Raw genomic sequence first — 21,325 nt, 5'->3', positions numbered from 1 at the left:
TTCGACTAGCCCCCGCCCGCTGGCGCGACGGCAAAGTTGAGAATTTCATTCGTGTAGTGCTCATGCACTTCGGAAAACGGCTTCTGCTCGGCCGTGTAGAGCACCGCCTTGTGCTCGAAGAGCTCATGCGGGAGGGCGAGCGCGCCCGACATCCGGGTGGGCGCCGCCGGGGCCGCGAGCTCCCACCCTGCGGGCAAGGGCGACCAGCGCGTCGTCGCTTCGATCGTGCGCCGGAAGGGCTGGAGAGCCGCCACCGCCTTTCCGAAGGGCGTCTCGGTCGTCTCCAGCGTTCGGTTCATGTCCTCGGTGAGCCGGCCGGGCGCATACCAGTTCTCGGCCTCGGAAAGCACATGGTCGCCGCACATCAGCGCGACGCGCCGATATTTGACCGGCTCGCCGGCCTCCAAGCGCAGGCGCTGGCGAATTTCCGCGCTTGCAGACACTTCGGGACCGGCGACCCGCCGCGCCACAATCTTCGGCTCGGGCGCCATTTTGTGAGCCGCGCACCAGCTTTCGAGGGTTGCGGTTGCGCTGCGCGCCGTCAAAAGCTCAGCGTTCAGCGTCTGGATCAGCGCAAGAATTTCGACGCGCGACAGAAAGCTGTCCGGCCAGGACTGAGGCTGCGCCGTCGCGGCGGAAACGAACACAAGCGTCGATATCGTTATGACTGAAAAAAACGATCTTGAGCTCATCGCGCTCCCGCCCCATGGCTTCCGGGCGCGACTTTAACCTCAAAGGGTCACATCGACATCCAGGAATTATAGGAGGCCGCATGCTGCAGGGCCGTGAAGGTCACGACGACGTTCATCACCTCCGTCATCACCGCAATGGCGACAGCTCCAAAAAGGCCCGTGGCGAGGATCGCTTTCATCTGCTCTCTCCTTCTCGTTAACCTCTTATTAACGAGTCGGGCGCGCCCCCGATGTGAGCGGGCGCACGTCTCACAGCGACTGCGCGCGGCGGCGCACGCAAGTACAACTGTTTTTCCCCGGAGTGATTGCAAGCGGCGCCATGCGGTCAAAGCCGCCGCGGCGCTCGCCAGCCCGATCGCGTCAGGCGGCGGGCGCGTCCAGACCGAGCGTCTGAGTGATTTCCGCGAGCGTCGCCTTTTCCGTCTCGCTCATGCGTATGCCGCCGAAGCCCAGAAACGTGTCTTCGAGTCCGGCTTCGGCGACCTTGCGGGCGATGTCGAGAAGCCATGACTTGAACGGGGCGGCATGCTCGCCGGCCTTCGCGTCGAGGACGGCGGCGACTTGATGAAGGGCGTCGAGCGCACGAGGCTTGATCTCGTCGAGACCGGCGCCCTGAACGATCGTGCGCACGCCTTCCCGCGCATCGGCGCGGCCGCTCGACGTGAGCAGCTCTTCGGCCACGCTCTTGATCAGCGCGTCGCCCGCCCCGGCGCGCGCCTCAGCGAGCATGCGCGCGGCCGCGAAGGCCTCCTGCAGCAAGCCGATGAAGCCGCTCGGATCGGCGGCGCTCACCGCATAGCCCGCGAGCAAGGGCGACTGGACCAGCTTCTTCCATTCGGACGGGCTAAAATCTGACTTGCTCGACATGGCCTTGCTCCGCTGTGCGCCTCCTCCAGATAGATCGCCATGGTTGGCTCGGAAAGGCCAGCTCCGTGACCGAGGAAGGCGCACCGCCTCGCCTCGAAGGAGGCCGTCATGCACAAGATCATGATCATCGCCGCCGTCGCGCCTTTCCTTCTCGCCGCGCCGGTCCAGGCGGACGAAAGCGAAAGGCAGCTCGGCAACGTTCAGCGCTACGGCGGGCATTGGCGGCACATGCGCCGCGACTGGAGCGGCGTCTATGGCTACGCCACCCCGGGAATTTGCTGGCAATTCGACTATCCGCGGGCGCAGTGGGTGTGGACCTGCTGACAGGCGCCGCGTGCGTTCAAGGGACGCCGGACGTGCGCGGGGGCTGCGCCGGTCGGCGGCCGCCCGCTTTAGGAGAAACGCCCATGCTCTCGACGGTTCTGGTTGTTCTGCTGATCCTGCTGCTCATCGGCTCACTGCCGACCTGGCCTTATAGCGCCGAGTGGGGCTATGGCCCCGGCGGCGTCGTGGGCGCGGTTCTCGCCATCGTTCTCGTCCTCGCGCTGCTCGGCCGCCTGTAGCCTGCGGTCAGCTCGGGATTACGCGACAGGCGCAGGCAGCCATGCGGCCGTTTGTCGCCGGCGCGTTTCGCCTGCGCGGCTATCGGCCGAAAACGGCTGCGCAATCTGGCACGAGATAAGCAAGGTTGTCGTGCGGCGCGACGTTGCGCCGGGAGGAGGACGACGCAATGCTCGACAAGCCCAGGACGGCCGACTCCATCACGCGCACGTCGATCATGCGCCTCAGCGCCAATCCCTCCAGACCCAAGAAGACGTTGCAACCTCTTGCCCTTCCGCCCTTCGGCGACGGCGACCGGACGGCCTGGGGCGACGCGCGTCGCGCTCTGCGGCCGATCAATCTGGAGCGGCGGGCGCGTTTCGCGCGGATCGACGCGTGATCCAGGACGACAGGCGCGGCGGCGCGCCGCGCGGCGTTTCGCCAGCAAACTGTGCAGCCTATTTCTCATCGAGGCGCCAGGCGCCGTCCCAGGCGTCTGCGGGCGCCGCCGCCGACATCTGCTCGAGCCTGCGCAGAAAGAGATGCGACGGGCCGTCTGCTGGCGCGGCGCAAAGACCGGCTGTAAAGGCGGAGCGCGCCGCGTCCCAGTCTCCGGCGCGATAGGCGACGAGCCCCTCGGCAAAGCGCGTCCGCAGCGCCGATTGCTCCGCCGAGAGAGCGCCCTTGCGTCCCATGATTTCGAAGATGCGTTCCGGCTTCTCCTGACCGGCCAGGGCGACGAGGTCGATCTCCCGCGTTTCGACGACGGCGTCGGCCGCGCGCGCCGTTCTCTCGCAGACGAGCGCGCGCACGCCATAATGTTTGCAGGCGCCTTCCAGACGCGACGCGAAATTCACCGTGTCGCCGACGACGGTGTAATTCATCATGTGCTCGGAGCCGATGCTGCCGACGAGCGCCTCCCCCGTCGCGACGCCGATGCGTATGTCGAAGGAGATGGGGGCGCTGCGCATGCCGAGGAGCTCCGGAAAGCTCGCCCGCAGGCTTTCGAGCCGCTCGAGCATCGCGGCGGCGGCGACGCAGGCGAGCTGCGTCTGGTCGCCATCCGCATGGAAGGGCGGGCCCCAATAGGCCATGATCGCGTCGCCGATATATTTGTCGATGACGCCGTCGTTCTCGCGGATCGGCGCCGACATCGTCGAAAAATAGCTGTTTAGAATTTTGACGAGGCCCTGCGGCGTCATGCGTTCGCTCGTGCCGGTGAAGCCCGCGACGTCGCAGAACAGCACGGTCATGACGCGGCGCTGGCCGTCGGCGCCGAGCGCAGACCTGTCGATCAGCCCCTGCACCACGCGCGGATCGACGTAATGGCCGAAAGTGTCGAGAATGCGCGCCTTCTGGCGCAGCTGCTCGACCATCTGGTTGAAGGCATGGGTAAGGTGGCCGATCTCGTCATGGGTCGTGACCGCCACCTCGTGGTCGAGCCGCCCGGCTTCGACCGCGCGCGCGCCTTCCAGCAGACGCCGCACCGGGCCCGTGACGCCGTCGCTCACCAGCGTCGAGAAGACAACGCCGAGCGCCGCCGCGAGCAGGGTGACGACGGCCGCGACCCACATGACGTGCTGCTGCGTCTCCAGCGTCGCCCTGCCGTCGGCGCGCAGAAGCACGAGCATCTCGGCGCGAATGGCCTCGAACTGAGCGTTCACTTCGTCGCGCAGATGATCGACGCGCACGAGGCCGTCGGCGACGGCGCGCTGGTCTTTGGCCTCTATCGCGGCGAGGAGCCGGGCGATTTCCTCGTTGAGAAAGCGACGCGGCCCAGTCATCAGCGCCTCGAGGCGGCTGTCGAGCCGCACGAAGGCCTTTTGATCCTCGAAGCTGCCGCCCTCGCCGATCAGAGCCGCCATTGACGCGCGGGCCGCAGCGACCTCGCGCTCGACCTCGAGTCCCTTGGCGAGGAAGGTCTTCTTCGTCTCCTCGAAATTGGTCGCGTCCAGCGTGGGCGCCAGCGTTTCGATGACTAAGCGACGCAGCGCCAGCGCCCGCTCCAGCGATCTGATATGCGCCCGCGCCAGACTGCCATAAGCCGGGACATGGACCGCCGTGAGCTCATCGAAGCGGTCGCCGACGCGGCGCACCATGACGAGAGACAGGACCGAGGTCAGCGCCATCAGCACGATCAACGCCAGGGCGATGCCCATGATTTTTCGTCTGATGGAATTTGTGAACATGTGGCCCCCGTTTTTCGAGGCGGCCAACTTAAACCAAGCTGAACGCTCGAGGGAACCCAGCCGAAAATAAACGGACGGCGCCGCGTTTCAGCGAGGTCAAATATCGAGGTCGCGGTAGACGGCGATTTCCCGCTCGCGCGCCAGCCGCGCGTCCTCGCCCGCGCGAAACCCGCGCCAAACGTCGAAGATCATCACGAGCGTCGTGAACAGGCCTGTGGTCTTGGCGATGAGGAAACCGAAGGGAAAAATGATGCGCTCCGGCGGCACGATGAACTGAGCGCCAATGAAGATGGATGCGGCGTTGAGAAAATAGGCGGGCCGATAAAGCGATTTCTCCTTCCAGGCGCTGCGCGCATAGTGGCGCGAGTTCTTTTTGACCGCCCGGTTATATTCGGGATTGGGGAAGAGCCCGAAGAAGCGCCGCTTGGGCGGCAAGGCGTTGGGCCCGGCGATCAGCGCGCGCAAAAGCTGCTTGATCTCGAAATGGGCGACGAGCGCAAGCAGCGCATTGGCCGCGAAAAGGCCGAGCTTGAGCTGCGGCAGAGACACATAGAGCTGTGCGGCCACGTCCACGAAGAGGAGCTGCGTCGCCGCATTGAGCGCGAAGGCGGAACGGTGAAACGCCGCGCGGTTGATGCTTTGGATCTTTTCATCGAAGAAGGCGACGCCCGGCTTGTCGCGCACGAGGATATGCAGCGTCAGCCGCTCCTCTTCGTCGAGCGTCCATCGCCGCCCCAGTTCGTCGATCGTCTCGCCGGGCGTCGCGCCCTTCGGGATCTTGAAGGTGACGCGCGCGACGAAGGACGACAGGCGCGACAAGAACCCGCGCGCGGCCGCATAATGAGACGTAACAGTGCCCAGAAGGTTTTCGGGTTCCGCCATTTTTTCCTTTCCGGCGCCGCTTCGCCGCCACGAGGGCGACAAAGCGACTCGGCGGAAACTTATGCGGCTTTGCAAGGCCTCCGCAAGTCGGCCTCAGTGCCCGCCAGCGTCGGCGGCGCGCGCCGCCTCGAAGAGGAACCAGGTGCGCTTTTCGGTTTCGTCGAGATATTGCTCGATCAGGCTCGCTGTTGCGATATCGTCCCAATCGTCGCAGATCCCGTGCGCCTCGCGCATCGACTTGGCGATGGCGATGTTGTCGTTCATCAGCTCGACCAGCATCTCATAAGGCGAGACGAAGTCTTTCTCGTTTTCGCTGAGCGACGCCAGCTGCAGGATCTGATTGAGCGAGCGCAGCGTCGGCTGGCCGAGCTTGCGCACCCGCTCGGCGAGGGGATCGATCGACTCCAGGATCTGCTCGCTCTGCTCGTCGAGCATCTCGTGGAAGTCCCGGAAATTCGGCCCGCTCACGTGCCAGTGGAAATTCTTTGTCTTGACGTAAAGCACGTAGGCGTCGGCGACCAGCCGGTTGATCCGTTCCGCGACCACGGCCGTCGCTTCCTCGGACAGATCGCTCGGCGTATTGAGCGACACGCGTTCGGTGTCGCTGCTCTCTGAGACATTCAAGGGCATCTCGCGCCTCCTCGGGGCTTGCCTCCAGCGTTACGGGAGAACGCGCGCTCGCCGACGATGTTCCAGCCCAAAAAAGCGTCAACGCCGCCGGCCCGCGTTCGGCCGCTCATTTCAGGCGACGCGCGTCGCCTTGCGTTCGAAAAACAGCGCCTGGCTGATCGTCGCCTTCACCGTATCGACCTTGTAAGGCTTGCTGATGAGAAAGGCCGGCTCGGGCCGCTCTCCGGTGAGCAGCCGCTCGGGGAAGGCCGTGATGAAGATGACCGGGCAGTCGAAGGTCTCGAGCATCTCATTGACCGCATTGAGGCCCGAACTGCCGTCCGCGAGTTGAATGTCGGCGAGGATGAGGCCTGGACGATGGCCGCGGGCGAGGTCCACCGCCTCCCTGTGGGTGCGGGCGACGCCGATGACGTTGTGGCCGAGATCGCGGGCGATGAATTCGATGTCCTGGGCAATGAGCGCTTCGTCCTCGATGATGAGCACGTCGGTCGCGACGCGCTCGGCGATCTCGCGTCCCGCCTGCGCGATCAGAGTCTCCACCTCCTGCGGGGTGACGGAGAGAATGTCGGCGACGTCCTCGATTGAAAAGCCTTCGACGGTGCGCAGCAAGAACGCCTGTCGAGAGCGCGGCGTCAGCAGGCTCACATTCCGCTCGGCGGGCGTCACCTCGTCGTCGGGCCTATCCTCGACATTGAGCGTGATGGACGACCAGCAGCGCATGAAAAGATGGTAGAGGCCGACCTTGGCCGACATATTCGGCGGGAAGGCGTCGATATCCGCGATGAGCGCCTCGAGCGTCGCGACGACATAAGCGTCGCCGCTCTTCTGCGAACCGCAGAGCGCGCGCGCGAAACGGCGAAGATAGGGGAGATGCGGAGCGATCTCTCGGGAGATATTCATGACGGCACCCTGCGATCTTGTGAGAGTCTGCTGGCGCGGTTGAGCAATACGCCGCGCCGGGTTAGAAATCCACTTTTTCGAACTGGAACGATCCAGCCTTCCCGGTGTTGCCTATTTAGGCGCCTGGAGCGAGGGCGCTTAGCTAGGACACCGTCAAATAAGGCGCGCGTTCTTGGGGCTGTAGATGACGCAGGAAAACGAGCAGGAAGAAAGAAAGGTTTCACCGCCGCGGGAAGCGGGCGACGCGCATGGCGACGATCAAGTCGACGGCGTCGATGTGGCCTTTCTGGAGCCCCACATTCAGGAGCAGTTGGGGCGGGTTCTGCGCTCATTCTGCGACGACCTCATTCAACAGCCAATCCCGGACAAATTCGTCGTGCTGCTCGCCCAGCTCGAAGCCAAACAGCGTGAGAAGAAATGACTGACGCTGCATTCGGAGAGCAGATGGTGGCGCAGATTCCCTACCTGCGCGCCTTCGCCATCTCTCTTTCGGGGTCATATAGCGTGGCCGACGACCTCGTCCAAGATACGCTCGTGAAGGCGTGGTCGCACGCCGACAGCTTCGAGCCCGGCACGAATTTTCGCGCCTGGCTGGTCACCATCCTGCGCAACACCTATTTCTCTCAATATCGCAAGCGGTCGCGCGAGGTGCAGGACAGCGACAATGTCCTCGCCGAGCAGATCCCGGTGAAGGGGGGGCAGGAATCCAACGTCACGATGCAGGACGTCCAGAAGGCGCTCAATAAACTGGCGCCCGAGCACCGGGAAATCTTGCTGATGATCGGCATCACCGAATTGTCCTACGAGGAGGCGGCGCAGGTCTGCAACATCGCCGTGGGCACGGTGAAAAGCCGACTGAACCGCGCCCGGGCCAAGCTCGCCGAACATCTGGGGCTCAAGGGCGTGCATGAGATCGACTACGATCCGACGATGACGGGCCTTGCCGCTCGCAAGAGCACCAAGGCGCTTTAGAGCCGTTAAAAAAAATTCTCCCACTTTCGCCTTGCTGTGGAACTTGGCGAAGGCGTGGCTGGTTTCAGCCTAAGATTTAGCCCCTGGGATTCGTGGCGGCGGCGATCCTGGCGTCTGTCGCGCGCGCGGAGGAAGTGAGTGGACACACAGGTCCTGCGGCGAATTTCTGGCGTCGCCGTTTTGCTGGACGCATTTTTCGTTTTTGGCGCGCGAGCGGCGCTCGCGGCGCAACTTTCGTCAGTTTCCGCAGATTCTTGGTTCTCCGACGCGGCGGCGCTCGGGCTGGCGATCGTCTTCGCCGGCTCCGTCTATGCGCTTTTTCGCCTCGACCAGGATCGCCGCCGTACCGCCGCCGCCACGCACAGGCTTGCGGAGATGGCGCACCGCCTGAAGGCGGGCGCCCAGCCAGGCTGGGTCGCGACGGGAGTCGCCGACGTCGACGACATCGCCCGCACGCTCGACGAGTTCGAGCAGCGGTTGCGCCGCAAGCGCGCGCTGCTGACGCAGCTCAACGCAGAGGTCATCCGCGGCGGCGGCGCGAACGGATTCAACAACCAGCTGCGGGCGATCATCGACGCGCTTCCGGTGGGCGTCCTTTTGGCGGAAGCGCCGAGCGGCCGCATTCTGGAAGGCAACAAGGCGCTCGAGGCGATCCGCCGCGGCCCGGTCATCTATTCTGAAACCGTCGGCCAATATCGGCATTGGGTCGCCGTGCATGAAAACGGCGAGCCGGTCACGCCGGATGAATATCCGCTCGCCCGCGCCCTCGCCGGCGAGGAAAAGCCCGTCCTCGAGTGCCGTCATCAGCGCGGCGACGGCAGCTGGGGCTGGATCAACATTGTCGGATCGCCGATCCGCAACGAACGCGGCGCCATCATCGCCGCGATCATCGCCGTCACCGACATCGACGAGATCAAGAGCGCCGAGGAGCATCGGCGCAGCATGAACATGGAGTTGCACCACCGCGTGAACAATTCGCTGGCGATGATCCAGGGCATCGCCAACATCACCGCGCGCACGGCGACCGACTTCTCCTGTTTCCGGAACAGTTTTTCAGACCGTATCCAGTGCCTGAGCCGCCTCTCCACGCTGCTCGTCAAGAAATCCTGGACCGAGACGCCGATGCGCGAATTGGTGACGACGGCGCTCGCCGCCGACAGCCCCGGTCTGCGCGACCGCGTCGCGCTCTCGGGCGACGACGTGGAGCTGCGTTCCGAGGTCGCGCTGGCGCTGGGCATGGCCCTGCACGAGCTTCTGTCCAACGCCGAACGCCACGGCGCGCTCTCCGCCGAGGCCGGACGAATTTCCGTCGACTGGCGCGTCGCGGACAGCGAAGGGCGCCGGCTCCGGGTCGAGTGGAAGGAGCGTGGCGGCCCCCCCGTCTCCGAGCCTCAGCGCACGGGCGTCGGACAGTATCTCATGAAGTCGGTGCTGGCGCGCCAGTTTGGCGGCGACATTGACTTCGCCTACGAGTCCGACGGCCTGCGCGCGACCCTCACAGCGGAAATCTGAGCGGGGTTCAGTCGTCGCCAGGCTCATGCGGGGTCACGCGCAGCGCGGTGACGCGGTTTCTGATCTTGCGCATCACTTCGAAGCGGAAGCCGTGGAAGGTGAACACCTGTCCCGCGTCCGGAATGGCGCCGGCTTCGTGGATGACGAGGCCGGCGATGGTCGTCGCCTCCTCGTCCGGCAGGCTCCAGGCCATGACGCGGTTGAGGTCCCTTACCGGCACCGCGCCGTCAACGAGCACCGAGCCGTCCGGCTGCGGGCGCACGCCCTGCACCGCGAGATCGTGCTCGTCACGGATGTCGCCGACGATCTCCTCGAGAATGTCCTCGAGCGTGACGAGGCCCATCACCTCGCCATATTCGTCGACGACGAGCGCAAAATGCGTCTTGCGCTTGAGGAAGGCCTCGAGCTGGTCCTCGAGCGTCGTCGCCTCGGGCACGAACCAGGGGGCGAACATCACCTCGTCGATCTTGATCTTGGAGGCGTCGCCGCCCGCGGCGTCGAGGGCGCGCAGCAGATCCTTCGAATGCAGCACGCCGACGAAATTATCCGGCCGCTCGCGCCACAAAGGCATGCGGGTGAAGGGCGAGGATAAGACTTCCCGCACGATTTGAACGGGCGGCAGATCGGCGTCGATCGTGCGCATCTTGGTGCGGTGAATCATCACGTCCGCGACATGCAGGACCTGCAGGTCGAGCACGCCGCCGAACATGTCGCGCGCCGCCCGCTCGACATTGCCCTCTTCGTGCAGAATGTCGACCGCGCCCTTGAGCTCTTCATAGGGGGAGAGCATGGTGCGGCCGTGGCCGAGCTCGACGCCCGCAAGGCTCAAGACCCAGCGCACGATCCATTCGACCGCCGCGAGCAGCGGCCCGAAGATCGAGACGAAGGGCGTGATGAAGCGCACGACCTTGAGCGACATCGCGTCGGGGTAGTTGATCGCGAGGGTCTTTGGCAGCACTTCGGCGAAAACGAGCAGCAGCACGGTCATCAGGATCGTGGCGTAGACCGCGCCATTCTCCCCTGCGATGGCGGTGAGCACGCTCGTCGTGAAGGCGGAGCCGCCGATATTGACGAGGGTGCTGCCGAGCAGCAGCGCGGCGATCATGCGGTTTCGTTGGCGCAGCAGGCGGTTGACGGCGCCGGCCCGCCGGTCGCCCTCCTTCTCCAGCGTATGCATCCGGGCATGGGAGGCGGCCGTCAGCGCCGTCTCCGACCCCGAAAAAAAGGCGGAGAGCAAAACGCAGAGAATGACGATCAGCACATCGGACCACTCGAACGCCGCGCCGCCGGTTCCAAGCCCATGCATGTTCGTTACCGCGCGAGTTCGTCTTTCAGAAAGCCCAGAGCCTCTGCGGGCTCGACGGATTTGGCGATGAACGCCTCGCCGACACCGCGCATCAGGATGAAGGTCAGCGCGCCGCCCTCGACTTTCTTGTCCTGATACATGGCGGCGAGAACGGCCTGCGCGTCGTCGCGCCAGCCGGGAATCTGGCGAATCTCCGTCGGCAGGCCGACGCTTGCGAGATGGCGCGCGACGCGCTCGGCGTCCTGCGGCGCGCACAGCCCGAGACGCGCCGAAAAACGTGCGGCGCAGGCCATGCCGATGGCGACGCCCTCGCCATGCACGAGGCGCTCGCTGTCATAGCCCGCGAGAAGCTCGAAGGCGTGGCCAAATGTGTGGCCGAGATTGAGCAGCGCGCGGTCGCCCTGCTCCGTCTCGTCGCGTCCGACGATGGCGGCCTTGGTCTCGCAGCTCACCGCGACGGCGCAAATCTGCTCGGCGCGGCTGTGGAACACCGCCTCGGCGTCCGCCTCGAGCCATTCGAAGAAGCGCTTGTCGCCGATCAGTCCGTATTTCACGACCTCGGCGTATCCGGCGCGAAATTCGCGCAGCGGCAGGGTGCGCAGCACGTCGACGTCGGCGAGCACCAGCGCGGGCTGGTGAAAGGCGCCGATGAGATTCTTGCCGTGAACGGAGTTGATCCCCGTCTTGCCGCCGACCGACGAATCGACCTGCGAGAGCAGCGTCGTCGGGATCTGCACGAAGCGCGAGCCACGCCTGACGCTCGCTGCGACAAAGCCCGCAAGGTCGCCGACGACGCCGCCCCCGAAGGCGACAATGAGATCGCGCCGCTCGATCTTCGCCGCCAGGACCTCGTCGCAGACGCGTCCGAAGGTTGCGAGCGACTTCGAGCCCTCGCCGGGCTTGACGATGATCGTCTTATGGCGAACGCCCGCTTTCGACAGGCTTTTTTCCAGCGTGGGCAAATGCAGCCGCGCGACGTTTTCGTCCGTCACGATCGCGCAGGCGGCCCCCGGCGCGACAGTGGAAATATGATCGCCCGCCTCCTCCAGAAGGCCCGCGCCGATGAGAATGTCGTACGAGCGCCCGCCGAGCGCGACATGGACGCTCTCGCGATGGGTCGCGCCCTGGTCCGCCTGAATGCGCTCGAGATTGAGGTGGGTCATGGCCTTGGCGAAATCCTTCTTGTGGGCGGCGCGGCGCGTGGCGTTGAGACGCGGCAATTCGGCGATCAAGGCGTCGAGCGTCGCCTCCACCATGACGTCTTGCGGCTCGTCGTGCGATTCGACGCGAATGTCGGCGAGTTCATAGAGCGGCCGGCGGGTTTCGAGCAGGCGGCGCAAGGTCTCCTCGGGATCGTCCGTATGCAGGAGCGGCCTGTCGTTCTTGCGACGCACGCGCTTCATCAACGTCTTCAAGTCGGCGTCGAGCCAGATCGAGACGCCGCGCTCGCCGATCCGCTCGCGGGTGCGGGGGTCCATGAAGGCGCCGCCGCCGGTGGCGAGCACGATCTGGCCGCTGTTGAGGAGGCGCATGATGACGCGGCGTTCGCCGTCGCGGAAATAGCGCTCGCCATATTTGGCGAATATTTCGGGAATGGTCATGCCCGCGGCCGCCGCGACGATCTCGGCGTCGGCGTCGACGAAGGGGAGGCCGAGGCGGGCGGCGAGGCGCTGGCCGATGGCGCTCTTGCCCGAGCCCATCATGCCGACGAAGACGAGGGCGCGGCCAGCCAGAGCCGCCCGAACGGCGACAATGCGCTCGTCGGCGCCGCCGGGCGTCGGCGCCGGCGTCGGGCCAAGAGGTTGCGGTCGTGTCATGGACGGCAATTTACACTAAAGCGCGCGGAAAATTCAGCCCGTCTCGGCGGCGCGCGCGAGAAAGGCCGACATGAAGGTCGGCAGGCGGGGATCGTCGTGGCGCCCCGGCGCCAGAAGATGGGCGTCGCAAAGCTCCGGCGCGGCCTCGGCGGCGAGATGAGCGCGGACGCGGGCGCGGAGCGCTTCGGCCGGCTCCGGCCAGTCGATGCGCTTGATGCAGGCGACGCGCTGGCGATCGAAAATGACCGTCCAGCCCTCTGCGGCGACCCCCTCGGCGGCGGGCAGGCCGGTCTCCTCGGCAAGCTCGCGCCAGAGGCTCCCCGACAGATCCACGACGCCGCCCGGGAGCACGTCGTCGAGATCGGGGGTGCCGGCGGGGAAGTAACGCTGTCCCGCGGCGGAATGGCCCGGGCCCATTTCGCCCAGAAGATAGGCGCCGTCGCTCGAGCGCACCGCCGGCATGGCGAAGCAATTATGAACGGTGGCGTCTGGCCAGCCGAAATCCCGCCAGGCGAGGAAATGCGAAAAGCGCGTCTCGAAGGCGTCGAGTTTCAACGCGCTCGAACCCGCCTCGGTCTCGACGGCGACGCGACAAGCGAGCAGCACCGGCCCGTCATAGAGCGTGGGGTTGACGGCGCATCGCGCGGCCCAGTGACGCGCAATCGGCTCCGCCGCCTCTCGGGCGAAGGCCCAGTCGTGCGAGACCAGGCGGCAATCCAGGCGGTCGATCGCCAGGAAGCTCGGCTCATCCGTCAAAGACGCAGCCTCCCCTCGCCGACGCGCATGACCTGGCCGCCGATCGCAACGCCCGCCAACGCGCCGTTTTCAACCCGCATGCGCAGGGTGATGCGCGAGGGCCGCCCCATGGCGTAGCCCTGTTCGATGAACACTTCATGCTCGCCATCCCTGGGGCGTTCGAAGGCGAGCGCCACGGCGGCGAAGGCGGCGGCGGCCGACCCCGTCGCCGGGTCTTCCTCGAAGCCGAGCCCCTGCGCCAGCATGCGCGCGTGCACGGCGGCGGCCGGATCGACGGTCTCCCGCGTGTAGAGGAAGACCCCGGCGGCGTCGCCGAGCGCGGCCGCAAAGGCGGCGGGCGCGCGGCGGGCGCGGTCGAGCGCGGCGCGGGAGCCTATGGGCGCGAAGACGAAGGCGGGCCCCGCCGCGAAGGCGCTCGGGACATGGGCGTCGAAGCCGATGTCAGCGGGCTTGAGCGATAAAGCGGCGGCGAGCGCCGCCGCCGTAGGGGCCGGCCCGGCCTGGCGGGGCGTCATGGGCAGCGCGCATTCAGCGTAAGCGACGCCGCTGCGCCCGCGCAAGGCCTCGCAGCGCAAGAGGCCGACGTCGGCCTCCAGCGCGACGACGACGCCATGGCGGGCCAGAGCGTCGCCGGCGCGGGTCTCGGCGAGCAGCGCAGCCGTCCCGATCGTCGGATGGCCCGCGAAGGGCAGCTCCCGCTCGGGCGTGAAAATGCGCAGGCGGGCGCTGTGGACGGGGTCGCGCGGTTCGCAGAGGAACACCGTCTCGCTTAAATTGAACTCTCGCGCGACGGCGCGCATCGCTTCCGCCGACAGCCTGTCGGCGCCCTCGACGATCGCGAGCGGATTGCCGCTAAATCGGCGATCGGTGAAGACGTCGACGAGATGGTAGGCGAGGCCGGTCATGTCCCTGCGGTCAGCCCTGCAGTTGCAGGACGGCGACGCTGTCGCGAAATTCGACCAGTTCGACGATCCGCCCATTCTCGAAGCGCACGAAGTCGGCGAGTTCGACGATGCCGCGCCGGCCCGTGCCGCGATGACGCCATTCCACCGCGCGGCGCGCGGCGACGGCCCGGCCGTCGACGATCATGCGCGGCGTCGCCGCGCCCACCTGCTCGAAGTCGACGTTGATCGCGCCGATGATGCGCGTCAGCGCGTCGACGCCGCCGTGCCGACCCGCGTAGAAGATGGTCGCCGGATCGCCGACGAATTCGCACACGACGTCAGCGGCGCAATAGACGCGAAACAGATCGATGTCCGGCCCCTCGCGCGAGAAATTGCCGAGCTCCATCAGGCGGCGCGCCATTTCCTCGCGGCTGAGACAGGGCGGCGGGGGCTCGAGCATCTCCGCGAAGCTTCTCAACCGCGCGCCCGTCTCGCGTTCGGGCGCATGATCGTCGATGAACTCGTCCATCTCGGCGACGCGGCCGTTCCGCCAGCGCAGAAAATGCGCCAGATCCTTGCAAAGCACCCCGCCCGAGCCGCGGCGACGCCAGCTCCCCCGCCAGCGCACGGCCGTGCGGTCGCCCTCGACCAGCACGTCCAGAATCTCGGCGTCGAGCGGCTCGAATTCGATGTCCGCGCGCCTCATATCCTCCCGGAGCGCGTCGCGCCCCGACCACGCGCCGGCGGGATAAGGCGTGACCTTGGCGCAGTTATGCCGCAGCTCCACATCCTCGACAAAAAATTTCAGGAACGCCTCGGCGTCGCCCGACATGCGCGCGTGGATCAGCTCGTGAACGCGCCGGCGCGTCTCCTTCTCGACAGCACGATCAGCCGGCCCGCCCAAGTCATACATCGCCACTCTGCCCCCTCCTCACGCGCCGCCAGGCAGCGCTTTAGGATTGTTTTTGGGAGCATTAGAGCCCCTGCATCCCGGGTTGTCGACACTTTGTTTCCCAACCGGCGCGCGATCCGCGCGGCTGTCTGTCAGTCCTGCATCCGCACCAGCGAGACCGTATCGCGAAATTCGGTCAGTTCGGCGATCAGTCCGTTGTCGAACCGCACGAAATCCGCGAGCTCGCAGACGCCGGTCCGGCCGGTGCCGCGGTGACGCCACTCGACCTGTCGCCAACAGGCGGCGCGCGCGTCCTCGATCAGGATCTTCGACAGCCCAAGCGCCCGCTGCTCGAAATCCACATGAACCGCCCGTATGATTCCCAAAAGCGCGTCGAGGCCCTTATGGCTCCCGGCGTAAGGCAGTCGGGCTCGATCGCCTGCAAAAACGCAGGCAATATCGGGCGAGCACCATTTGCGGACGAGGTCGGGTTCGGGGCGCCCCGTCTCCAGCTGCAGCAGGCGGCGCGCGCAGCGCTCCATTTCCTCGCGCAGCACGCCGGGTTGCCGCGGCGTCAGCAGCGCTTCGAAAGAGGGGAGACCGACGGAGGCGGGCGCCGGCTGGCAATAAGCGTCGAAAAACTCGTGCATTTCGACGACGCGGCCGTTGCTCCACCGGAGAAAATGCGCGGCGTCATTGGTATAGACCCGCCCGTTTTCATGCCGACGCCAGTCGGCGCGCCAGCGCACCGCCGCCTGATCGCCATCCACCAGAATGTCGATGATCTCATGATCGCCGGGCAGGTAATTTTCGTCCGTGCGACGGAAAAGGTCGCGCAGACCCTCGACGCCGTTCCAAACGCCGGGACCGATCATGCCCTCGCGCCAGCTGTGGCAGGACAGCACGACGGTCGGGTCGACGAAGGAGACGAAACGGTCATAGTGCCGGCGCATCCGGCAATCGAGCATTTCCGCGATGATGAAGCGTATGTCGGTCGCGCTCAGCGCGACAGCTCGGTTCCCCTCAACCGGCATGTCGCCATCCCCCGCCCTGAAAACAATTCGCCAAATCGGCGGCGCGCGCGCCCTGCCCGCTGCGCGCCGCATAGTCTTATGATGGGATCAGTTACGCTCTTTGTCGACAAGCTTGTTCTTGCCGATCCAGGGCATCATCGCGCGCAGGCGCGCGCCGACGTCCTCGATCGGATGCGCGGCGTTGCGGGCGCGGGTCGCCTTGAAGGAGGTCTGGTTGACCTTGTTCTCGAGCATCCAGTCGCGGGTGAATTTGCCGGACTGAATGTCCTCGAGAACGCGCTTCATCTCGGCCTTGGTCTCGGGCGTGATGATGCGCGGGCCGGTGACGTACTCGCCATACTCAGCCGTGTTGGAGACCGAATAATTCATATTGGCGATGCCGCCCTCATAGATGAGGTCGACGATGAGCTTCACTTCGTGCAGGCACTCGAAATAGGCCATCTCCGGCGCATAGCCGGCCTCGACCAGCGTCTCGAAGCCGTTGCGGATCAGTTCGACGAGGCCGCCGCAGAGCACGACCTGCTCGCCGAAGAGATCGGTCTCGCATTCCTCGCGGAAGGTCGTCTCGATGATGCCGGCCTTGCCGCCGCCGATGGCGGACGCATAGGAGAGCGCGATGTCCTTGGCGTTGCCGGAGGCGTCCTGATGCACGGCGACGAGGCAGGGCACGCCGCCGCCCTTCAAATATTCGCCGCGCACCGTATGGCCGGGGCCCTTGGGGGCGACCATCAGCACGTCGAGATCCTTGCGCGGCTCGATGAGATTGAAGTGGATGTTGAGGCCATGCGCGAAGAAGAGCGCCGCGCCCTGCTTGAGATTGGGGGCCAGCTCATTGGCGTAGATCTCGCCCTGCAGCTCGTCGGGCGTCAGCATCATGACGACGTCGGCCCATTTGGCGGCCTCCGGCACCGACATCACTTTGAGGCCGGCGGCTTCGGCCTTGGCGGCGGAGGCGGAGCCGGAACGCAGGCCGACCGCGACCTCGGGAACGCCGCTTTCCTTGAGATTGAGGGCGTGAGCGAAGCCCTGGCTGCCGTAGCCGATGATGGCGACCTTCTTGCCCTTGATCAAATTGATGTCGGCGTCCCGATCGTAGTAAACGCGCATTTCCTGTCGTTCCCCTGGGTCTCTGGTGGCGTGGCGGATGACGGGACCGCCCTTGCGTGACGTCATGAATATCGCGGCCCTTTTACGCGGGGGCGCCCCGAAGGTCAAAGCCCCCTGTCCCTCCTCCGCCTGCGCGCCAAAGGGAAAGCGCGCAACGCCGCACCCGCATTGGAGGGCGGCTTCGGCTCTTTCCGCCGCAAGGCCGGGATGGGAAGGGCAAGCTTTAGATCGGCTCGGGCCCGCGCGAGATCGCCGCGACCCCCGTGCGCGAGACCTCCACGAGGCCGATGGGGCGCATCAGATCGACGAATTCGTCGATCTTGTCGGGCCTGCCGGTCAATTCGAAAATGAAGCTCTCGGTCGTGGCGTCGACCACGCGGGCGCGGAAGGCTTCGGCGAGCTGCAACGCATCGGTGCGATCCTCGCCGCGGCCGCGCACTTTGACCATCGCCAGTTCGCGCTCGAGCGAGCGCTTGGAGACGGTAAGATCGGTGACCTGCCGCACCGGGACGATGCGCTCGAGCTGGTGATGGATCTGGTCGATGGTTTCGGGCGCGCCGGAGGTCACGATGGTGATGCGCGAGCGATGCTCGGCATGGGCGACCTCGGCGACGGTAAGGCTCTCGATGTTATAGCCCCGCCCCGAAAACAGGCCGACGACGCGCGCGAGCACGCCGGGCTCATTGTCGACGAGCACGGAAAGCGTATGCGACTCGACTTTCGAATTGCTGGTCGAGGCGGAATAGGGAGAAGGCGGCGTGGCGGGAGCGTTCATGATCGACCTGTCTTTACGCCGTCATGGCGGGCGGAGCGAAGCAATCCAGCGCTTCCGCCCGCGGCCCGCATGACGGCCAGAATTTCCACGTGACGCGGCCGCGTCACACCAGCATCTTGCCCTTTTCGTCGATGATCGCCCCGATGTCGACGCCGGCGTCGTCGGAGAGATCGGCGAGCAGCATGTCGTTGTGCGCCTTGCCGGAGGGGATCATCGGGAAGCAGTTTTCGACCTTGTCGACGAGGCAGTCGAAGATCACCGGCCCGTCGTAGTCGAGCATCTCCTGGATCGCCGCGTCGAGAAGCTTCGGGTCCGAGCAGCGAACGCCCTTGCCGCCGAAGGCTTCCGCGAGCTTCACGAAATCCGGCAGCGCCTCCGAATAGCTGTGCGAATAGCGGCCGCCGTGCAGAAGCTCCTGCCACTGGCGTACCATGCCCATATATTCGTTGTTCAAGATGAAGATCTTCACCGGCAGACGATACTGGATCGCCGTCGACATCTCCTGGATGTTCATCAGAATCGAGGCTTCGCCGGCGATGTCGATGACGAGCGCATTGGGATGCGCGAGCTGCGCGCCGATCGCCGCGGGCAGGCCGTAGCCCATCGTGCCGAGGCCGCCGGACGTCATCCAGCGGTTGGGCTCGTCGAAATGATAATGCTGGGCGGCCCACATCTGGTGCTGGCCGACCTCGGTCGTAATATAGACGTCGCGATCCCTGGTCAGCGCATAGAGGCGCTGCACGGCGTATTGCGGCTTGATCGTCGTATCGGAATTGCGGAAGGCGAGCGACTTCTTGCCGCGCCAGTCGTCGATCTGCGCCCACCAATGATCGAGCGGCTGCTTCTCGGCGTGCATCGCCTCGGCGCGCCAGGTGCGCACCAGCGCTTCCAGCACGTGGGCGCAATCGCCGACGATGGCGAGATCGACCTTGACGTTCTTGTTGATCGACGAGCGGTCGATGTCGATGTGGATCTTCTTCGAGCCCGGCGAGAAAGCGTCGAGGCGGCCGGTGATGCGGTCGTCGAAACGCGCGCCGACCGCGATCATCAGATCGCAGTCATGCATGGCGTTATTGGCTTCATAGGTGCCGTGCATGCCGAGCATGCCGAGCCAGTTCTGGCCCGAACCCGGATAGGCGCCGAGCCCCATCAGCGTCGAGGTGATCGGAAAGCCTGTGAGGCTCACGAGCTCGCGCAGCAGCGTCGAGGCCGAGGGGCCGGAATTGATGACGCCGCCGCCCGTATAGAAGATCGGACGCTTGGCGGCGGCCATCAGCTTCACGGCCTCGCGGATCTGCTCCATGTCGGCGTCGAGCTTGGGCTGATAGGTCTTGTGCTGCGCCCCGCGCGGCGGCGTATAGACCCCCCGGGCGAACTGCACGTCCTTGGGAATGTCGATCACCACCGGGCCGGGACGACCGGAACGCGCGACATAAAACGCCTCGTGCAGAATGCGCGGCAGATCCGCGACGTTCTTGACGAGATAATTGTGCTTGGTGCAGTGGCGCGTGATGCCGACCGTGTCGCATTCCTGGAATGCGTCGGAGCCGATGAGATGCGTCGGCACCTGTCCGGTGATGCAGACCACGGGGATCGAGTCCATCAACGCGTCGGTGAGGCCCGTCACCGTATTGGTGGCGCCGGGGCCGGAGGTGACGAGCAGCACGCCGACCTTGCCGGAAGAGCGCGCATAGCCTTCGGCCGCATGCGCCGCGCCCTGTTCGTGGCGCACGAGAATGTGCTTCACCCGCTCCTGATGGAAGAGCACGTCATAGATCGGAAGCACCGCGCCGCCCGGATAGCCGAAAATAATCTCGACGCCCTGATCCTTCAGGGCTTCGACAACCATTTCTGCGCCGGTCATTTCCTTCGACATTGCTTCGTTCCGATCTATTCATCTCACGGGGTCGAGACCCGCTGCGGGCAAGAAAAAAGGCCCTCTCGGGGCCTTGGGTCAAGCGCCGTCGACGGAAGGCGGGCCCTACCCCCGCTCCGACACCGGCGCCAATTCTACGACGAGAAGACCGCGCATCGCGCCCCACTATCTTGACGCGCAGACGTTACGGGAGGCGGGCGCCAGAATCAAGCGGCGAGTTGGCGCGCTTCCGCCGGTTCTATCGCGCGATCCAGCCGCCGTCGACGACGAGCAGGTGGCCGATAATGAAGCGCGCCTGTTCGGAGGAAAGGAACAGCGCCGCCTCCGTCAGCTCCTCGGCGCGGCCCATGCGGCCGATCGGGAAGAGCCTGCCGGCGGCTTCGGGCGTAATCCCCTCCTTCTCCATCCATTGGTGAAACACGTCGCCCGGCGCGTCGATGCCGCAGGCGCAGATGGCGTTGACGCTGATATTGTCCTTGGCGACCTCGAGCGCGACGGTCTTGGTGAGCCCGTCGACCCCGCCCTTGCTCGCCGCATAGGCGCCCTCGCCCGGATTGCCGGTGAGGCTTCCCGTGATCGACGACTGATTGACGATGGCGCCGCCGCCGTTTTTGCGCATCTGCCGGATCTCGTGCTTCATGCAGAAGAAGACGCCGCGCAGATTGACGTCGAGATGGAAGTCGAAGCCCTCCGCCGTCTCGTCGACGATCGGCTGAAAGCGCACCACGCCGGCGTTGTTCACGGCGCAGTCGAGGCGGCCGAAGGCGCGGGCCGTCTCCGCCACCATCGCCTCGACCTCCCGCTCGATGCGCATATCGGCGCGGATGAAGACGCCCGCGCCGCCGGCGGCGCGGATCATGGAAAGCGTCTCCGCCCCGCCGGCTTCGTCGATATCGGCCACCGCGACTTTGGCGCCCTCTCGCGCAAAAGCCAGCGCGGTGACGCGGCCGAGCCCCCGCGCCGCGCCCGTGACCAGCGCGACCTTATTGTCGAACCGCCCCACGTCCCCCTCCCCGAAAAGTTCGTCAGGGCGCGATGTTAACCGACCGCGCGGGGGCGCCAAACCGCTTCAGGCGCCTTCGGCGGCGAGAACCCGCTGCACCGCCGGGTCGGCCGCCATCATGTCGTGATGGGCGCGCACGGCCGGAAAGGCGGAAAGCCCGTCGTCGAGCAGCGTCTGCGCCCAGCGCTCCATCGGGAAGACATAGGCGTCGAGATAGCTGCGCTTGTCGCCCAGGAAAAAACGCTTCCCGGTCAACTGCGCGTCGACGAGCAGGAATTTCTTGTGCGCAAGCGCCTTCGCCGCCTCGCGGATATCGTCGAAGGCCTCCTTCTCCCGCGCCCGCGTATAGCGATTCGGCACGAAGAGCGGGAAGAAGGCCGGGTGCAGGTCGCCGGTGATGAAAAAGCTCCAGCGGTCGGCTTCCGCCTGCTCCTTGTCGCCGCCCTCGACTGCAAGCCTTGCCTGGGGGTGGCGATGGGCGAGGTAGCGCAGGATCGCGGCGTCCTGGGTCAGGATCCAGCCCGACCCGTCGTCGAGCGCGGGCACGGCCCCGGCGGGGTTGATCTTCAGATATTCCTTGTCGCCGAATTCGACTTCCTTCGTGGCGTAGGGCGCGCCGATCCATTCGAGGGCGATGTGGGCGGCGAGCGAGCAGGCGCCGGGATGGTAGTAGAGCGTGAACATGGCGGGG

24 protein-coding genes are annotated in these 21,325 nt (G+C 65.8%); 6 read left to right on the top strand and 18 right to left on the bottom strand.

Annotated elements, in window-relative coordinates; all coding sequences use genetic code 11:
* Window positions 1–5 precede the first annotated feature (5 nt).
* From RVU70_RS08175 to RVU70_RS08165, 3 genes are all read right to left on the bottom strand, one after another.
* Window positions 6–692, bottom strand: coding sequence for a hypothetical protein (locus tag RVU70_RS08175; protein WP_363350799.1), 687 nt, complete (start codon window positions 690–692; stop codon window positions 6–8).
* 47 nt (window positions 693–739) lie between these two features.
* Window positions 740–871, bottom strand: coding sequence for a hypothetical protein (locus RVU70_RS08170; RefSeq protein ID WP_363350797.1), 132 nt, complete (start codon window positions 869–871; stop codon window positions 740–742).
* Between the two features lie 181 nt (window positions 872–1,052).
* Complete coding sequence (locus RVU70_RS08165; protein WP_363350795.1) at window positions 1,053–1,559, bottom strand: hypothetical protein; 507 nt, start codon at window positions 1,557–1,559, stop codon at window positions 1,053–1,055.
* A gap of 108 nt (window positions 1,560–1,667) precedes the next feature.
* Here RVU70_RS08165 and RVU70_RS08160 point away from each other — a divergent pair, with 108 nt between their 5' ends.
* The 3 genes from RVU70_RS08160 to RVU70_RS08150 all read left to right on the top strand — a co-directional run bounded on the left by RVU70_RS08160 (window position 1,668) and on the right by RVU70_RS08150 (window position 2,499).
* Complete coding sequence (locus tag RVU70_RS08160; RefSeq protein ID WP_363350793.1) at window positions 1,668–1,883, top strand: hypothetical protein; 216 nt, start codon at window positions 1,668–1,670, stop codon at window positions 1,881–1,883.
* Window positions 1,884–1,966: 83 nt separating this feature from the next.
* Window positions 1,967–2,122, top strand: coding sequence for a DUF3309 family protein (locus tag RVU70_RS08155; protein ID WP_363350791.1), 156 nt, complete (start codon window positions 1,967–1,969; stop codon window positions 2,120–2,122).
* A gap of 167 nt (window positions 2,123–2,289) precedes the next feature.
* Entirely contained in the window at window positions 2,290–2,499 is a 210-nt protein-coding gene (locus tag RVU70_RS08150; protein WP_363350789.1) for a hypothetical protein, read from the top strand.
* A 58-nt stretch (window positions 2,500–2,557) separates the two neighbouring features.
* Here RVU70_RS08150 and RVU70_RS08145 read toward each other — a convergent pair whose 3' ends face one another.
* From RVU70_RS08145 to RVU70_RS08130, 4 genes are all read right to left on the bottom strand, one after another.
* Entirely contained in the window at window positions 2,558–4,288 is a 1,731-nt protein-coding gene (locus tag RVU70_RS08145; RefSeq protein ID WP_363350787.1) for an adenylate/guanylate cyclase domain-containing protein, read from the bottom strand.
* A gap of 96 nt (window positions 4,289–4,384) precedes the next feature.
* Window positions 4,385–5,170, bottom strand: a complete 786-nt coding sequence (locus RVU70_RS08140; RefSeq protein ID WP_363350785.1) for a hypothetical protein — start codon at window positions 5,168–5,170, stop codon at window positions 4,385–4,387.
* 93 nt (window positions 5,171–5,263) lie between these two features.
* Window positions 5,264–5,800 carry a DNA starvation/stationary phase protection protein gene (locus tag RVU70_RS08135; RefSeq protein ID WP_363350783.1) on the bottom strand — a complete coding sequence of 179 codons (537 nt, stop codon included), beginning with the start codon at window positions 5,798–5,800 and terminating at the stop codon, window positions 5,264–5,266.
* Window positions 5,801–5,911: 111 nt separating this feature from the next.
* Window positions 5,912–6,700 (bottom strand): response regulator, encoded by a 789-nt coding sequence (locus RVU70_RS08130; RefSeq protein ID WP_363350781.1) that lies wholly within the window; start codon window positions 6,698–6,700, stop codon window positions 5,912–5,914.
* A gap of 184 nt (window positions 6,701–6,884) precedes the next feature.
* Here RVU70_RS08130 and RVU70_RS08125 point away from each other — a divergent pair, with 184 nt between their 5' ends.
* The 3 genes from RVU70_RS08125 (at window position 6,885) to RVU70_RS08115 (ending at window position 9,184) form a co-directional block, all read left to right on the top strand.
* Entirely contained in the window at window positions 6,885–7,121 is a 237-nt protein-coding gene (locus tag RVU70_RS08125; RefSeq protein WP_363350779.1) for a NepR family anti-sigma factor, read from the top strand.
* Window positions 7,118–7,672, top strand: coding sequence for a sigma-70 family RNA polymerase sigma factor (locus RVU70_RS08120; RefSeq protein WP_363350777.1), 555 nt, complete (start codon window positions 7,118–7,120; stop codon window positions 7,670–7,672). Before RVU70_RS08125 ends, RVU70_RS08120 begins: the two co-directional genes overlap by 4 nt.
* Window positions 7,673–7,810: 138 nt before the next feature.
* On the top strand, window positions 7,811–9,184 hold the full coding sequence (locus RVU70_RS08115) for an HWE histidine kinase domain-containing protein (RefSeq protein ID WP_363350775.1): 1,374 nt from the start codon (window positions 7,811–7,813) through the stop codon (window positions 9,182–9,184).
* Window positions 9,185–9,191: 7 nt separating this feature from the next.
* On the opposite strand, the gene RVU70_RS08110 is transcribed toward RVU70_RS08115, so the two are convergent.
* The 11 genes from RVU70_RS08110 to RVU70_RS08060 form a co-directional block, all read right to left on the bottom strand.
* Entirely contained in the window at window positions 9,192–10,490 is a 1,299-nt protein-coding gene (locus RVU70_RS08110) for an HlyC/CorC family transporter (RefSeq protein WP_363350773.1), read from the bottom strand.
* A gap of 5 nt (window positions 10,491–10,495) precedes the next feature.
* Window positions 10,496–12,307: a 3-dehydroquinate synthase gene (gene aroB, locus RVU70_RS08105; RefSeq protein WP_363350771.1), complete on the bottom strand. Its 1,812-nt coding sequence runs from the start codon at window positions 12,305–12,307 to the stop codon at window positions 10,496–10,498.
* Between the two features lie 33 nt (window positions 12,308–12,340).
* Complete coding sequence (locus tag RVU70_RS08100; protein ID WP_363350769.1) at window positions 12,341–13,063, bottom strand: NUDIX hydrolase; 723 nt, start codon at window positions 13,061–13,063, stop codon at window positions 12,341–12,343.
* Window positions 13,060–13,968: a PhzF family phenazine biosynthesis protein gene (locus RVU70_RS08095; protein ID WP_363350767.1), complete on the bottom strand. Its 909-nt coding sequence runs from the start codon at window positions 13,966–13,968 to the stop codon at window positions 13,060–13,062. Before RVU70_RS08095 ends, RVU70_RS08100 begins: the two co-directional genes overlap by 4 nt.
* Window positions 13,969–13,978: 10 nt before the next feature.
* On the bottom strand, window positions 13,979–14,860 hold the full coding sequence (locus RVU70_RS08090) for a nuclear transport factor 2 family protein (protein WP_363351268.1): 882 nt from the start codon (window positions 14,858–14,860) through the stop codon (window positions 13,979–13,981).
* 131 nt (window positions 14,861–14,991) lie between these two features.
* Window positions 14,992–15,873: a nuclear transport factor 2 family protein gene (locus tag RVU70_RS08085; protein WP_363350765.1), complete on the bottom strand. Its 882-nt coding sequence runs from the start codon at window positions 15,871–15,873 to the stop codon at window positions 14,992–14,994.
* Window positions 15,874–15,960: 87 nt separating this feature from the next.
* On the bottom strand, window positions 15,961–16,980 hold the full coding sequence (gene ilvC, locus RVU70_RS08080; RefSeq protein ID WP_363350763.1) for a ketol-acid reductoisomerase: 1,020 nt from the start codon (window positions 16,978–16,980) through the stop codon (window positions 15,961–15,963).
* A 223-nt stretch (window positions 16,981–17,203) separates the two neighbouring features.
* Window positions 17,204–17,755: an acetolactate synthase small subunit gene (ilvN, locus tag RVU70_RS08075; protein WP_363350761.1), complete on the bottom strand. Its 552-nt coding sequence runs from the start codon at window positions 17,753–17,755 to the stop codon at window positions 17,204–17,206.
* A 103-nt stretch (window positions 17,756–17,858) separates the two neighbouring features.
* Complete coding sequence (locus RVU70_RS08070) at window positions 17,859–19,631, bottom strand: acetolactate synthase 3 large subunit (protein ID WP_363350759.1); 1,773 nt, start codon at window positions 19,629–19,631, stop codon at window positions 17,859–17,861.
* 238 nt (window positions 19,632–19,869) lie between these two features.
* Window positions 19,870–20,634: an SDR family oxidoreductase gene (locus RVU70_RS08065; RefSeq protein ID WP_363350757.1), complete on the bottom strand. Its 765-nt coding sequence runs from the start codon at window positions 20,632–20,634 to the stop codon at window positions 19,870–19,872.
* A gap of 66 nt (window positions 20,635–20,700) precedes the next feature.
* Window positions 20,701–21,318, bottom strand: a complete 618-nt coding sequence (locus tag RVU70_RS08060; RefSeq protein WP_363350755.1) for a glutathione S-transferase N-terminal domain-containing protein — start codon at window positions 21,316–21,318, stop codon at window positions 20,701–20,703.
* Window positions 21,319–21,325 lie beyond the last annotated feature (7 nt).

Source organism: Methylocystis echinoides, assembly GCF_040687965.1.
In the GTDB taxonomy this organism is placed as follows: Bacteria; Pseudomonadota; Alphaproteobacteria; order Rhizobiales; family Beijerinckiaceae; genus Methylocystis; species Methylocystis echinoides_A.
This window is presented reverse-complemented; position numbering and strand designations above follow the sequence as displayed.

Excerpts from the sequence above, each read along its gene's own strand:
- ilvN (WP_363350761.1), bottom strand. The coding sequence starts at position 17,755 with ATGAACGCTCCCGCCACGCCGCCTTCTCCCTATTCCGCCTCGACCAGC.
- RVU70_RS08120 (WP_363350777.1), top strand. The coding sequence starts at position 7,118 with ATGACTGACGCTGCATTCGGAGAGCAGATGGTGGCGCAGATTCCCTAC.
- RVU70_RS08125 (WP_363350779.1), top strand. The coding sequence starts at position 6,885 with ATGACGCAGGAAAACGAGCAGGAAGAAAGAAAGGTTTCACCGCCGCGG.
- RVU70_RS08140 (WP_363350785.1), bottom strand. The coding sequence starts at position 5,170 with ATGGCGGAACCCGAAAACCTTCTGGGCACTGTTACGTCTCATTATGCG.
- RVU70_RS08145 (WP_363350787.1), bottom strand. The coding sequence starts at position 4,288 with ATGTTCACAAATTCCATCAGACGAAAAATCATGGGCATCGCCCTGGCG.
- RVU70_RS08060 (WP_363350755.1), bottom strand. The coding sequence starts at position 21,318 with ATGTTCACGCTCTACTACCATCCCGGCGCCTGCTCGCTCGCCGCCCAC.
- RVU70_RS08160 (WP_363350793.1), top strand. The coding sequence starts at position 1,668 with ATGCACAAGATCATGATCATCGCCGCCGTCGCGCCTTTCCTTCTCGCC.
- RVU70_RS08165 (WP_363350795.1), bottom strand. The coding sequence starts at position 1,559 with ATGTCGAGCAAGTCAGATTTTAGCCCGTCCGAATGGAAGAAGCTGGTC.
- RVU70_RS08135 (WP_363350783.1), bottom strand. The coding sequence starts at position 5,800 with ATGCCCTTGAATGTCTCAGAGAGCAGCGACACCGAACGCGTGTCGCTC.
- RVU70_RS08155 (WP_363350791.1), top strand. The coding sequence starts at position 1,967 with ATGCTCTCGACGGTTCTGGTTGTTCTGCTGATCCTGCTGCTCATCGGC.
- ilvC (WP_363350763.1), bottom strand. The coding sequence starts at position 16,980 with ATGCGCGTTTACTACGATCGGGACGCCGACATCAATTTGATCAAGGGC.
- RVU70_RS08175 (WP_363350799.1), bottom strand. The coding sequence starts at position 692 with ATGAGCTCAAGATCGTTTTTTTCAGTCATAACGATATCGACGCTTGTG.
- RVU70_RS08095 (WP_363350767.1), bottom strand. The coding sequence starts at position 13,968 with ATGACCGGCCTCGCCTACCATCTCGTCGACGTCTTCACCGATCGCCGA.
- RVU70_RS08085 (WP_363350765.1), bottom strand. The coding sequence starts at position 15,873 with ATGCCGGTTGAGGGGAACCGAGCTGTCGCGCTGAGCGCGACCGACATA.
- RVU70_RS08090 (WP_363351268.1), bottom strand. The coding sequence starts at position 14,860 with ATGTATGACTTGGGCGGGCCGGCTGATCGTGCTGTCGAGAAGGAGACG.
- aroB (WP_363350771.1), bottom strand. The coding sequence starts at position 12,307 with ATGACACGACCGCAACCTCTTGGCCCGACGCCGGCGCCGACGCCCGGC.
- RVU70_RS08110 (WP_363350773.1), bottom strand. The coding sequence starts at position 10,490 with ATGCATGGGCTTGGAACCGGCGGCGCGGCGTTCGAGTGGTCCGATGTG.
- RVU70_RS08130 (WP_363350781.1), bottom strand. The coding sequence starts at position 6,700 with ATGAATATCTCCCGAGAGATCGCTCCGCATCTCCCCTATCTTCGCCGT.
- RVU70_RS08070 (WP_363350759.1), bottom strand. The coding sequence starts at position 19,631 with ATGTCGAAGGAAATGACCGGCGCAGAAATGGTTGTCGAAGCCCTGAAG.
- RVU70_RS08170 (WP_363350797.1), bottom strand. The coding sequence starts at position 871 with ATGAAAGCGATCCTCGCCACGGGCCTTTTTGGAGCTGTCGCCATTGCG.
- RVU70_RS08150 (WP_363350789.1), top strand. The coding sequence starts at position 2,290 with ATGCTCGACAAGCCCAGGACGGCCGACTCCATCACGCGCACGTCGATC.